We start from the raw sequence: 12,501 nt of genomic DNA on the forward strand, positions 1-12,501 counted from the left end.
ACCTGACCGGCGCAGCATCTCGAGGAGAGCCACATTGCCCCTGATCACCGTGTCCTACACCACCTCCCGCCAGTCGCCGTCCCTGAAGGCCGACATCGCCAACGCGGTGTCCGAGCTCACCGCCGAGATCCTGCACAAGGATCCCAAGGTGACCGCCATCATCGTCAAGGCGGTGGACGCCGATGACTGGTTCGCCGGCGGCAAGTCGCTGGCCGAGCAGAAGCTTGCAAGCTACTGGCTCGACATCCACGTCAGCGAAGGCACCAACACCAAGGACGAAAAGGCGGCCTATCTCGCCGCCATGTTCAAACGCATGGCCGAGATCTTGGGTCCGCTGCATCCCGAGACCTATCTGCATGTCGATGAGGTCAAGGGCGACGCCTACGGCTTTGGCGGCCTCACTCAAGAGCGGCGCTACATCGCCGGCAAGCTGGAGGTCGCGCCGAGGGGAGCATAAGGCGGAGGCCGCGGGCGAGGTATCTCACCCGCGGTCTCATCGTCAGCTCGCGGCGCGGAACTGAACTTCGGAATTGTTCAGGAAACAGGTCTTGTCGAACAACTTCAGGTCCAGCGGGTTCGGCAGCCTGACGTCGCTGAGATCGGGACAGGGCTTGGCCGAGGGATCATAGGACCGATCGATCTGCGAGATGAAGACGACGATCAGCCCCTTGTCGCGCGCGAAGGATTTCAGCGCGCGCACCTGAACATTGAGGTCGGGATTTTCGCGTCTCTGGTCGAGCACTTGCAGATAGTCGATCACCACGAAGGTGCCGCGGGGCGCCGCGGCCATTTGCTTCACGACGTAATCGGCGCTGATGGCGTCGGAGCAATCGACCTCGAACAGCTTGTCGAATTGCGCGGGCTCCACGCCGATCGCACGCAAGCGATCCAAAACATTCTTCTCGGTATATTCGAGCGAGAAGAACGCCGATCGCTGGCCGGACCGCATGGCCTCCACCGCAAGTTCGAGGCTCATCAGCGTCTTGCCCTGACCGGGCCGCGCGCCGACGAGCACCAGATCGCCCGGCCGGAACTGCGGGAACAACCTGCTGGCGGGCGTCAGCGCGGCGGCTTTCGCTGCGAGCAGGCTCCAGGCGGAAAACCCTTCCGTCCTGGCGATGCGGTCCAGCGCGTCGTGCAGCGGAATGCCTTTCTCCCGGGACAGGCGCTTGGCTCGTCGCTTCAGATGATAGATCGGCGCAGAGAGTCTCATTCGTCAAAACCTCCCATTGCGAGCAGAAAGCGCAATCCCTCCTTATGCCTGGCGCTCGAACAGTCGGTCCGATGATCTCATCGCCCGGCATGAGGTCTGCTTTCCCGGCGGAGGGGGGAGGCGTGGGCGTCGCCGGGCCTGTACATAGCCGATTCCGAGAAAGAGGAGAACGCGGGCCACTGCGGCTCCAGCGGGAAAGCGTCAGGCGGCCGCTTCCGGCAGCAGCGCTCGGGTCGGTCCGAACAGCTGTTCGAACGCCTGGCGCAGCGCGATGTCGACGTCGGCCATGGTCACGAGCTGGCCGAGATCGACCAGCGAGGTGACGCCGTAGCGGGGATCGACGACGCCACACGGCACGATGCCGGCGAAATGCGAGAGCTCCGGCTCGACGTTGATCGCGATGCCGTGGAACGAGACCCAGCGCTTCAACCGCACGCCGATCGCCGCGATCTTGTCCTCGTAACCTTCGCCCTTGTCGGGCCGCTTGACCCAGACGCCGACCCGGTCCTCACGCCGCTCGCCGCGGACGTTGAAGGCGGCGAGCGTGCGCAGGATCAGCTCCTCCAGGCTCGCGACATAGGCCCGGGCGTCCGGCCGGCGCCGCTTGAGGTCGAGCATGACGTAGGCCACCCGCTGGCCGGGCCCGTGATAGGTGAGCTGGCCGCCGCGTCCGGTGGCGAAGACCGGGAAGCGGGGATCGCGCAGATCGGTGTCCTTGCCCGAGGTGCCGGAGGTGTAGAGCGGGGGGTGCTCGAGCAGCCAGACCAGCTCTGCGGCTTCGCCCGCCGCGATGGCCGCGACCCGGGCTTCCATCGCGGCCACCGCCTCCGGATAGGGCACCGGCGCGTCCGAGATTCGCCATTCGACGGGCTCGCCGCCGGCGGCGGAAAACGACGTCAAATCGAGCTGTTCGCGGGGGTTTTGAGGCGAATTAACCATTGGCTAACCATAACGTGGTGATGATCGCAGGTGCAAATACCAAGTCCCAAGTTGCGGCGGTCCTGACAGTGCCCACCCTCGATAAAGTCACCGTGGATCTCATGGTCGTCCTCGGGACGACCACGATGCCGATCCATCAGGTATTACGTCTTTCCCGCGGCGCCATCATCGAGCTGGACGCAACCGAGGCCGACGAGGTCAAGGTTTTGGCCAACAACCTGCCGGTCGCCTCCGGCGTCGTGCTGGTGGACCGCAACCGAATCGCGGTCGAGGTCAAGCAGATGCTGCCGCGCTCACCGGGTACGCGGTAGCGACCCGGGCACCCAGTAGCGGCCTGGGCACGCGGTAGCGGCCCGGGCACCGGGGATTGGGCCGATTTGGAGCGGGGCCTGAACTTTCCTGCAAAGCTTGTGGAATTCAGGGCCTTTGCAGGCTTGTACCCCCCTGATGGATTTGTTAGATCGGCGCCGTTGATCCGGCTGGCCTTCAAGCCTCAAGCCGGCATCCCCAAAGCGCTCGTGGCGGAACTGGTAGACGCGCTGCCTTGAGGTGGCAGTGAGTAAAATCGTGGGGGTTCGAGTCCCTCCGAGCGCACCAAGTCTCGTAGCTCATTGATTTTAATGTGTTTCTTTTGGTCTCACCTTCGGATGGTAAGACTAGGCAATGTCTCGTAAGTCATCAAATTTGTTCTCGCGACTCGGCACGCATTGCGTGCTCTCCTAAGCGCGCCATGTATCGCCATCTAATTGGATTTCCTGAATGGAAGAGTCGTCCCGTCGCCTGACGATCAACGATCTCGGGATCGCCGACGTGCCCCTGCAACTGGCGTGAAAGCCAAGGGTTATTTTCAAAGTAACGCCACGCTCTGTAACCTTCGTGAAGCGTAGGCCGATGATCACAGCATAGCCGCGCCCGTGACTACGCCTATCTCGGCCGTCAGGCTGCCTTCTGTAACTTGATCCCAGGGCGCAGCCCGGCGCGCTGCGCCAGCCGAACCAGCATGCTTAGGCTGAACCGGTTGATCTTGCCGTTCTTGATCTCCGATACCCGAGCCTGAGTAACGCCGAGTTGTTCGGCCGCCTCGGTCTGCGTCAATCCGGACTTGTTGAGCCATTTGTTGATGCCGGAAAGCAACTTGGCGCGCATTTCAAGCTCTGCTGCTTCTTCCTCGGGGAAGAGGTCGTGGAAAACTGATCTTGCCATTATCGTCACCTGATCCGTCTGAGCCGCGCTTTGGCGAGGTCGATTTCCCGTTTGGCAGTTGCCTGTGTCTTCTTCTGGAACGCATGCAGTACGTGAACAACGTCGCCGATCGTAGTCAGGTAGATGATCCGGTAAGCGCCTGACGCCTGACGTATCCTGATCTCGCGAACGCCGGGTCCGACCGACGGCATGGGTTTCCAATCGGAAGGGTTTTCCCCGATCTGAACCTGAAACAATTGATAGCCAGCTTCGCGTCGCGCGTCGTTCGGAAAGGCTTCGACATCGGATCGGCTGTTGCCGTGCCATCTCACTTCCTTCATCATCCGACTATGCCAATTCTGGCATAGTCGGTCAATGCGGCGTTGCGTCGGGCGCTGGCCTTGGAAGATGGCCGAGGGTGTGCGTGGCTGCTCGCGGAAGGGCACTTTTGGGCATGATAAGTACCCTAGAAATGAAGGCCGGCAGCTTCTCCTCAGCGCGTTCCGCTACGATCGCCGGATGCGCAAGAGCTGATCAAAACCGCGCAGCGATCGTCCCCAGTTGCCGATATGCCGCCTCGCGCGCGACGCGGATTGGCTCCGCCGGCCCCGTCGTCGGTCCGATCGGCACGAAGCGCACGTCGCTGACGCCGATGAAGCGAAGCGCTTCGCGCAAATAGGGCGTTGCCATGTCGATGCGGCCGCGATTCATGCCGGTGGCAAAATCGCTGCCCGAAGCGAGGATGACGATGGTTGGCCGGTCCTTGAGCAGCGGAAGATAGCCCTGCGCTGGGTCGAACCGGAACGTCAGGCCGGGCTGGATGACGATGTCGAACCATTGCTTCAGCTTGTAGGGGATGCCGAAATTCCACATCGGCGTCGAGATCAGCACGCGATCGGCCAGCGAGAAGCGCAACGCGATCCGCTCCGCCTCGGAAAAGCTGTGGCGCTGTGCGTCGTCGAACGGCTGCGCCTTCATGCGCGCATACTTGGCCTCGACGATGGGACCGATGAATTCCGGCAGCCGCTCGCGCCAGAGGTCCATCACGTCGATGTCCCAGTCCGGCCGCGATTGGCGAAACCCGTCAAGGAAGACGCGCGCGCCGGCGCTCGACTCGGAGTCGGGGCGGGGCGAGCAGGACAGATGCAGGAGCTGCGCCACGTTTCATCCCAACGCCCGGATGACGACGTCCGCACGGGTGACGATCGCGACGTTCTGCATGGCGAAGTTGATCGAGGCGTTATGCCAGTCGGCATTCATGGTCGAGCAGCAATCCTCCGGGACGATCATGAAGTAGCCCTTGTCGGCGCCGGTGCGGGCGGTGTGCTCGACCGACATGTTGGTCCAGGCGCCGGTGTTGATGATCATGTCGCGGCCGGTCGCCTTCAGGATCGTCTCCAGCCGCGTGCCCTCCCAGGCGCTCATCCGCATCTTCTCGACGACGAAATCGCCGGGCCGTGGCTCGAGACCCGAAACCGGCGCCGCGCCCCAGCTGCCGCGCACCATCGCCTTGCTGTCGACCAGGCCTTCGAACAAAGGGGCGTTCAGCGTCACCCCGGGCGCGCCGGGCTCGACGACGAACCAGACATGGATGATAACGATTCCGCGGGCCCGCGCGGCCTCGGCAAGACGGCGAACGTTCTCGACGACGTGCTGCTGCCGCGCATGCTCCGGCGCTCCGGAGTCTGCGAACGCGCCGCCGGCCATGATGACGTCATTCTGGAGGTCCTGGATGATCATGGCACAGCGCTGCGGATCGAGATGCATCTCGCCGTCGGCAAGGATGGGGGCGGCGGGTGCGGACCCGGCAGCCGCGGGGCTGCTGCCAGGTCGGCCGCTGCCAGGTCTGGCGTTCATATAGGGCTCATGGCGCGGGCCGACCTTGGTCGGGATAGCGTAGACCGAGTGTGTCGAGGTCAGATACAGCGTGCGGAAATCCGGACCGCCCCAGGCAAGGTTGGCGACGAGCTCGGGAAGGCGGAGCTTGCCGAGCAATTCGCCGCGCGGTGAATAGACCCAGACGCCGCCCGGCGCGGTGACCCAGACATTGCCGTGCTGGTCGCACTTCATGCCGTCGGGCAGTCCGGGCTCGAGCTCCGAGCGGATGCCGCTGGCGAACACGCGCGCATTGGACAGCGAGCCGTCGCCAGCGACCTCGAACACGCGGATCAGCGCCTGGACGGTGTCGTTGACATAGAGCAGCTTCTCGTCCGGCGAGAAGCACAATCCGTTCGGCTGGTCGAACAGGGTACGGTCCACCACGAGCTTCGGCTCGCCGCCGGGCACCACGCGATAGACGCCCTGGAAGCCGAGTTGCCGCGGTCGTTCGACGCCATAGACCGGCATGCGGCCGTACCAGGGGTCCGAGAAATAGATCGCGCCCGAGGAGTGCACGCAGACGTCGTTCGGGCTGTTCAGCTCCTGACCCTGGAAGTGCGAGGCGAGCACCTCGCGCCGGCCGTCCGGCCGCTCGCGGATCAGCTGCGAGGTCGCGTGCTCGCAGACGATCAGGTTCAGCTCGGCATCATAGGTCATGCCGTTGCATTTGTTCGACGGGCGCTTGACCTCGGCGACGCCGCGGCGCGGGTCCCAGCGCCGCCGCACGTCGGCAGGCATGTCCGAGAACAGCAGATAGTGATCGATCGGATGCCAGACCGGCCCCTCCGTGAAGTCGAAGCCGGTGCCGACCTGCGCGACCGGCGCGTAGGGATCGATCAGGGTCTCGAACTCGCTTCGCAAGGTGACGTGGGTCATCGCTCGATCCTCAGGTCACGTCACGCCGGAAACCAGTTGCGCGCCGGCAGCGATTGCACGACCGGTCCAGGGACCTGATCGTGCAGGCGCCCGACCACGTTGCCGCCTTCGATCTTGGCCGGACGGTCGTGCACGGGCAGCAAGTAGCGCGAATTGCTGAGCAGCTTCTTGATCGAGGCCTTTTCCGCGCGCTTGCTGGTGCCGTGGTTGCCAGTGGTGCGCGGCTCCCAGTCGTGGATCTCGTTGAAGGGCGTGACGATCTGGTCGTTGAAGTCGTAGATCACATCGCCGCAGATGGTCGCGATGCCATCGGCGGTCTCGACGATGACGTTCATCGATCCCTCGGTGTGCGCGTTGGCAGCGTCGCAATAGACGCCGGGCATCAGCTCGATCGGGCCGGTGATCTCGAGGTCGAGGAAACGCAGCGCGCTCTTGGTGTGCAGCCGGTCGATCAGGTGCTTGATGTCGGGCGCCGGGTATTGCGGATGCATCAGGCCGGAGACGGAATATTCCAGCTCCTTGCGGTTGAGGACCACCGTCGTGTTCATCGGAAACAGATCGTCCTTGCCGGCATGGTCGATGTGCAGATGGGTGTGGCAGACGAAGCGGACGTCGCCCATACGCACGCCGTGGCGCGCCAGCTGGTTCTCGATCATGTTCTCGTGGTACTGGAGGCCGCGCATGCCGAGCGTCTCCATGATCTGGTTGGAGCGATAGCCAGTGTCGACCACGACCGGGTATTTCCCGCCGAGGATCAGGAAGCCGAGGGTGAGGACGCGGCGGGTGCGGCCGCAGTCGCGGCCGAGAACCAGAAAGCTCGATTCCAGTTCGATATCGCCATAATCCAGGATCTTGATCTCCAGCGCCATTCGTTGCTCTCCCTGTCCCTTGCTGTCAAAGCCGGTAGACGCGCATTGCCGTCGTCTTGAAGATTGCGTCCTTCTGCTCGGTGCTCAGCGGCGCAGCGGCTGCGCAAAATGCATCGACGAGCTCGCGATAGCTGGTCCACAATTTCTCGATCGGAAAATTGGAGCCGAACAGGCAGCGTTCGGCGCCGAAGATCGCGACCGTGTCGGTGACGACGGCCGCAACATGCGCGGGGTCGTTGCGATGGATGAAGGTGCCGAGGCCCGACAGCTTCGCGACCACGTTCGGACAGGCTGCCAGCCGCGCAATGCCGGCGCGCCAGGCCGCGCGGCCGGCGGGCGAGAGGTCTTCGAGCATGCCGGCATGCTGTAGGATGAAGGTCACGGCAGGGCAGGCTTGCGCGAGCGCGGCGGCCTGCGGCATTTGCGGCGTGAATACCTGCAGATCGAAGCTCCAGCCATAGTCGGCAAGGTGCGCAATGTTGCGCTGGATCATCGGATCGGCACAGAGATCGGCGTGGGCTGCAAAGCGGTAGAGCGGGTTCTCGTGCCAGTGCAGCTGCATGCGCACGCCGCGCACCAGGGGATAGCGCTTCAGGCGGTCGAGCTGAGGTCGCACGTCGTCCACGGCGAAATTGGCGTAGGCGACGATGGCATGGGGCCAGCCATGCGCGTCGGCGGTTTGCTGGACCCAGGCGGCTTCGTCCTCGAAACGGTCGTTGGCCCAGTTGGTCTGGACGTAGACCGAGCGGGTGACGCCGGTGCCTTTGAGGTCGTCGAGATATTCCTGGATCGGATAATCGCGCCGGATCGGCTCGTAGGGTCCGAAGATGCGAGGCTGCATCGGGCCGACCAGCCAGGGCAGGTCGGCCTGCCGCCAGATGTGGTGATGCCCGTCGATCTTATCGGTCACGCCGCTCTCCTTCGTCCCAGCGCCAGAATGTGCGCGACGATCGACGCGCTCGAGCCGCCGTCGACGAGGTCGTCGACGAAGCGCTCGATGGCCATGAGCGCCTCGGTTTGGGGGCGGAAGGCGGGGCCTGTCGCCAGCGGCGTCAGCCAGCTCACCCGCCAGGCCCGCCGTGACAGCTTTGCGACCGCATCGCGCAGCGCATCGGGTTCGCCGCGCTCCAGCCCGTCCGAGATGATCACGACAGCGGCGCCGCGGGCATAGCCGCCGAAGCGGGGCACGGCGAGAAAGGCCTGGAGCGCGTCGCCGATGCGGGTGCCGCCGTCCCAATCGCTGACCAGATGCGCGGCCGCGTTCAGTGCCTGCTCGCGGCGCTTCAGCCGCAGCGGGCGAGTGATGCGGGTGAGCCGCGTGCCGAAGGTGAACACCTCGACATTGGGCGCGGCCTGCACCAGCGCATGCGCGAGCTTCATGTTTTCCTCGGTGCGGCTCTTCATCGAGCCGGAGACGTCGATCAGCAGCAGCATCTTGCGCGGGCGCTGACGCCGCTTCATGTGGCCGAGCCGCAGGATCTCGCCGTCGCTGCGAACGCTGTCACGCAAGGTGCGGCGGAGATCGGCGAACGGACCGCGGCGGGTCCGCATGCGACGGTGACCGCGCCGCCGCGGCAGGCGTCGTGGCGCCTCGCGTGTCAGGCGGCGCAGCGCGTCGGTCGTGGAGAGTTGCGCGAAGCGGCGTTCGACCAGCGCCTCGGTCCGTGCGGCAGTCAGGCCGGATTCGTTGGCGTCATCGGACAGCAATGGTTCCTCGTCGCCGCGGCCTTCTTCCTGAAGCCGGACGGTCTCGTCGTCTTCGCCGTCGTCGGCGCGCTCGATCGCCTCGCTGCCGCGGAAGTGCAGATCGAACAGCCGGTCGAAAGTGGCGCGGCGCTCGGGCGGCGGGGCAAGGGTGGCGAGCGCCGCCTGCCTGATATCCTCGAGGTCGCGCGGGCCGAGCAGCTCGATCGCGGTGAGGAACGCGGTGGTCTGCTCGGGCGCGACCGCAAAGCTGTTGGCGCGCAGTAGCGCAACGAACGAGACGAAGACGCGGGCGGCGCGCGGGAGCTGCAGCTCTGGGTTCATGCGGTCGCCTCCGCGAGCATGGCGTCGAGCCGGGGCGAGATGAAGTGCACATCCTCCTCGTCCTTCAATGCGACGCCGATCGACCGCTTGAAGGCCTCGGGCCAGCGCGCGCCGCCCTTGTTGAGGAGCGTCGCTGCTTCGGCCCAATCGACGGCCTCGGCGATGCCGGGCGCCTTGCTCAGGGGCTCGCGCCGCAATCTTTCCACGGCGGCGACGACGGCGCGGGCCGTGGCCTCGGCGACGCTGGAGGCGCGCATCATGATGATCCGTGCCTCGCGCTCCGCGGTCGGATAGTCGATCCAATGATAGACGCAGCGGCGGCGCAGGGCTTCGTGCAGATCGCGCGTCCGGTTCGAGGTCAGCACGACGACAGGCCGCTCGGCGGCGCGCACGGTGCCGCGCTCGGGAATCGAGATTTGGAAGTCCGAGAGGAACTCGAGCAGGAACGCCTCGAACTCCTGATCGGCGCGGTCGATTTCGTCGATCAGGAGCACGGTCGAATCGGGTGCGCGCAGCGCCGCCAGCATGGGACGCTCGATCAGGAAGGCCTCGCCATAGATATCGATGCTCTCGTCCCCGGCCTGGCGGATCGCCAGCATCTGGCGCGGATAATTCCACTCATAGAGCGCGGCGGACGCGTCGATGCCCTCGTAGCATTGCAGGCGGATGAGGCGGCGGCCGAGCACGGCGGCGATCGCTTTTGCGGCTTCGGTCTTGCCGACGCCCGGCGCGCCCTCCAGCAGCAGCGGCTTGCCGAGTGCGAGGCCGAGATAGGCAGCTGTCGCCAGCCCCTCGTCGGCGAGGTAATAGGCCGCACGCAGCGCCTTCTCCAGCGCCTCCGGGCTGTCGATGCCGACGATGTTGCTACGGACCGCCACGGCCGATCCTCTAACGCCGAGCCTGCGGACGCGCGCCGCCCTGGGCCTTGATCGCGCGCAGCACCTTTTCGGGCGTGATCGGCAGGTCGTCGATGCGGACGCCGACGGCGTTGAAGATCGCATTCGCAACGGCCGGGAGCACCGGATTGGCGCACATCTCACCGGGTCCCTTGGCTCCGAAGGGACCATCGGGCGCCGGCCGCTCCAGCACCGCGATATCGTGCGGGCAGATGTCGCCGGGGCCGGGCATCAGATATTCGACGAAGTCGCGGGGCCCATGGACGGGATCGGGATAATAGGGCTCCGGGGTCTCGTAGAGCGCGTGGCTGACGCCCATCCAGGCGCCGCCGACCAGCTGCTGCTCGACCAGGCGCGGGTTGAGCGCGCGGCCGAGCTCATAGGCGGAATCCATCCGCACCATCGCGACTTCGCCGGTCTCGTCATCGACCTCGACTTCCGCGACCAGACAGGCATGGGCGTAACAGGTCGCCGGTGACATCTCGCCGGTCTCCGGATCGACATCGGAGAGCGGGACCAGGAAGATGCCGCGGCCGGAGATGGTCTTGCCCTGCTTGAACTGCGCGGCAATCGCGACGTCCTTGGTCGAGATCGAGCGGTGCGGCGCGCCCTTGACGTGGATGTTGCCGCGCCCGTCGGTGTCGAGATCGGCGGCGTTGACCTCCAGTTCCTCGGCGGCGGCTTCCATCATCACCCCGCGCGCCTCGCGGGCGGCGGCCATCACCGCATTGCCGACGCGATGGGTGCCGCGCGAGGCGAACGAGCCCATGCAGTGCGGGCCGGTGTCGGAATCGGCGGTGTCGACGTAGACGTCCTCGACGGGAACGCCGAGCGTTTCCGCGCAGATCTGCCGCGTCACCGACTTCATGCCCTGACCGAGATCGATCGACGACAACGCGACCGTGAACTTGCCGCTGGGATTGGAGTGGACCAGGGCCTGGCTCGGATCGCCGCCGAGGTTCATGCCGATGGGATAGTTGATCGACGCCATGCCGCGTCCGCGATGCCGGGTCATGTCAGCGTCTCCTGGTCCCGAACACGGATGAGAACCGCGTCGCGCCGTGCGACGGCGCGGCCGGGCGCGGCGGGGAAGGCGGCGGCGCCGGCGGCGGTGGATCGCGCGGCGGCTCCCGTGTCGCGGTCACCGGCGCGCGGTCATAGCTGGTGCGCTGCTGCACCGGTGTCGGCCTCGCGCGCGAAGAATCGGTCGGTGTCGGCGGGATCGCGGCGCGGCTGCCGCCGCCGTCCTTGCGCGAGGAGGCGCGCTTGAACTCGTCGCGGATCGGCCATTTGGCCTTTTCGGCGGCGACCTGGACGCATTCGATGAGAGCCGTGTTCTTCGCCTCACGCCGGTGTGCCTTCATGTCGCCGTCGCGATAGGCGTTGAGAATGCGAAACTCCATCGGGTCCATGCCGACGAGATTTGCGAGCTTGTCCATCTGGCACTCGATGGCAAAATCCATCGCAGTGACGCCGAAGCCGCGCATGGCGGTCGCCGGCGTGCGGTTGGTGAAGACGCAATAGACGTCGCCATAGACGTTGGGGATGGTGTAGGGGCCCGGCAGATGCGCGGCGCATTTTACGGCGGCGTAGCTGGACAGCCTGGTATAGGCGCCGCTGTCGAAATAGGCCCGGATCTTGCGCGCGACGATGCGGCCGTCGCGCATGACGCCGTCCTTGATGTAGATCCGCTCGGCGCCGCGTGGCGGGCCGTACTGCATCTCCTCCTCGCGCCCGAACACGTAGCGCACCGGTCGCCCGGTCAGCATTGCGCCGAGAATGGCGAGCGGCTCGGTCAGGGTGTCCACCTTGCCGCCAAAGCCGCCGCCGACCGTGCCGCCGATGAAGTGGAAGGTGTTGGAGGGCACGTCCAGGATCTTGGCGCAGGTGTCGACCGAGAAGAACAGCGCCTGGGTCGAGGTGTAGACGACGAAGCGGCCGTTGGTATCAGGCGCGGCGATGGCGCCGTTGGTCTCGGTCGGCGCGTGCTCGATCGGCGACATCTGGTAGCGCTGTTCGAGCACGTGGTCGGCGGTCGCGAGCGCCGCGTCGGCGTCGCCGAAGCGCAGGCGCTGGTGGTCGTAAGCGTCGTGATAGATGAACGCGTTCTTCGGATAGGTCTCGTTGACCACGGGCGCGCCGGGCTTCAGCGCGTCCTCGACGTCGAACACGGCCGGCAGCGGCTCGTAGTCGACCTTGACCTTGGCGATGGCCTCGAACGCCTCCCGTTCGCTGTCGGCGATGATGGCGAGGATCGGCTCGCCCTTGTAGCGGACCTTGTCGACCGCGAGCGAGGGCTCGTCGTCCTTGCCGAAGTTGATCAGGCTGAGAAGCGTGTTGAGGTTGACTGGAACGTCGGCGCCACGAATGATCCGGCGGACGCCGGGCGAGCGTTCCGCGTCCGTGGTATCGATGCGGCGCAGCCGCGCATGGGCCTGTGTCGAGCGCAGGACCTTCAGGTGCAGCATGCCTTGCAGCTTATGGTCGTCAAAATAGCTGGAGGTGCCTGTGACGTGCCCGAGCATGTCCTGGCGCTGGGTGCCCTTGCCGATTTCCTTGAGGTTGTCGTCGCGCTCGTCGGCGAAGATGTCCTTGCGCAGTTCCAGCATGGCGCGGCGTC

The 12,501-nt window shown here is 65.5% G+C and carries 14 protein-coding genes and 1 tRNA gene; 3 read left to right on the top strand and 12 right to left on the bottom strand.

Annotation, left to right across the window (positions count from 1 at the left end; genetic code table 11):
* Positions 1-34 precede the first annotated feature (34 nt).
* Positions 35-457, top strand: a complete 423-nt coding sequence (locus DCM80_RS25555; RefSeq protein ID WP_257194264.1) for a 4-oxalocrotonate tautomerase family protein — start codon at positions 35-37, stop codon at positions 455-457.
* A gap of 42 nt (positions 458-499) precedes the next feature.
* Here the strand turns inward: DCM80_RS25555 and DCM80_RS25560 are convergent, their stop codons facing one another.
* Positions 500-1,213: a DNA helicase gene (locus DCM80_RS25560; RefSeq protein ID WP_257194265.1), complete on the bottom strand. Its 714-nt coding sequence runs from the start codon at positions 1,211-1,213 to the stop codon at positions 500-502.
* Between the two features lie 201 nt (positions 1,214-1,414).
* Positions 1,415-2,152: a lipoyl(octanoyl) transferase LipB gene (lipB, locus tag DCM80_RS25565; protein WP_257194266.1), complete on the bottom strand. Its 738-nt coding sequence runs from the start codon at positions 2,150-2,152 to the stop codon at positions 1,415-1,417.
* 68 nt (positions 2,153-2,220) lie between these two features.
* On the opposite strand from lipB, the gene DCM80_RS25570 reads away from it, so the two are divergent.
* The gene (locus DCM80_RS25570) at positions 2,221-2,463 is read left to right on the top strand and encodes a FliM/FliN family flagellar motor switch protein (protein WP_018647371.1); all 243 of its coding nucleotides are present in this window, start codon (positions 2,221-2,223) and stop codon (positions 2,461-2,463) included.
* Positions 2,464-2,664: 201 nt separating this feature from the next.
* A tRNA-Leu gene (locus tag DCM80_RS25575) sits at positions 2,665-2,749 on the top strand.
* A gap of 339 nt (positions 2,750-3,088) precedes the next feature.
* On the opposite strand, the gene DCM80_RS25580 is transcribed toward DCM80_RS25575, so the two are convergent.
* The 10 genes from DCM80_RS25580 to DCM80_RS25625 all read right to left on the bottom strand — a co-directional run bounded on the left by DCM80_RS25580 (position 3,089) and on the right by DCM80_RS25625 (position 12,490).
* Entirely contained in the window at positions 3,089-3,355 is a 267-nt protein-coding gene (locus DCM80_RS25580; RefSeq protein WP_257194267.1) for a helix-turn-helix domain-containing protein, read from the bottom strand.
* Between the two features lie 5 nt (positions 3,356-3,360).
* Complete coding sequence (locus tag DCM80_RS25585) at positions 3,361-3,675, bottom strand: type II toxin-antitoxin system RelE/ParE family toxin (protein WP_257198048.1); 315 nt, start codon at positions 3,673-3,675, stop codon at positions 3,361-3,363.
* Positions 3,676-3,868: 193 nt separating this feature from the next.
* Positions 3,869-4,495: an FMN-dependent NADH-azoreductase gene (locus tag DCM80_RS25590; protein WP_257194268.1), complete on the bottom strand. Its 627-nt coding sequence runs from the start codon at positions 4,493-4,495 to the stop codon at positions 3,869-3,871.
* A gap of 3 nt (positions 4,496-4,498) precedes the next feature.
* Positions 4,499-6,088: an isochorismatase family protein gene (locus DCM80_RS25595; RefSeq protein WP_257194269.1), complete on the bottom strand. Its 1,590-nt coding sequence runs from the start codon at positions 6,086-6,088 to the stop codon at positions 4,499-4,501.
* 20 nt (positions 6,089-6,108) lie between these two features.
* Positions 6,109-6,957 (bottom strand): N-acyl homoserine lactonase family protein, encoded by an 849-nt coding sequence (locus tag DCM80_RS25600; RefSeq protein ID WP_257180452.1) that lies wholly within the window; start codon positions 6,955-6,957, stop codon positions 6,109-6,111.
* 25 nt (positions 6,958-6,982) lie between these two features.
* Positions 6,983-7,867 (bottom strand): amidohydrolase, encoded by an 885-nt coding sequence (locus DCM80_RS25605; RefSeq protein ID WP_257194270.1) that lies wholly within the window; start codon positions 7,865-7,867, stop codon positions 6,983-6,985.
* The gene (locus DCM80_RS25610) at positions 7,864-8,985 is read right to left on the bottom strand and encodes a VWA domain-containing protein (protein WP_257194271.1); all 1,122 of its coding nucleotides are present in this window, start codon (positions 8,983-8,985) and stop codon (positions 7,864-7,866) included. Before DCM80_RS25610 ends, DCM80_RS25605 begins: the two co-directional genes overlap by 4 nt.
* Complete coding sequence (locus tag DCM80_RS25615) at positions 8,982-9,863, bottom strand: MoxR family ATPase (protein ID WP_257194273.1); 882 nt, start codon at positions 9,861-9,863, stop codon at positions 8,982-8,984. Before DCM80_RS25615 ends, DCM80_RS25610 begins: the two co-directional genes overlap by 4 nt.
* 10 nt (positions 9,864-9,873) lie before the next feature.
* Positions 9,874-10,896 (bottom strand): xanthine dehydrogenase family protein molybdopterin-binding subunit, encoded by a 1,023-nt coding sequence (locus DCM80_RS25620; protein ID WP_028136909.1) that lies wholly within the window; start codon positions 10,894-10,896, stop codon positions 9,874-9,876.
* Position 10,897: 1 nt separating this feature from the next.
* Positions 10,898-12,490, bottom strand: a complete 1,593-nt coding sequence (locus DCM80_RS25625) for a xanthine dehydrogenase family protein molybdopterin-binding subunit (protein WP_257194274.1) — start codon at positions 12,488-12,490, stop codon at positions 10,898-10,900.
* Between the last annotated feature and the right edge of the window lie 11 nt (positions 12,491-12,501).

Source organism: Bradyrhizobium sp. WBOS08, from assembly GCF_024585125.1.
Taxonomy (GTDB): domain Bacteria; phylum Pseudomonadota; class Alphaproteobacteria; order Rhizobiales; family Xanthobacteraceae; genus Bradyrhizobium; species Bradyrhizobium japonicum_B.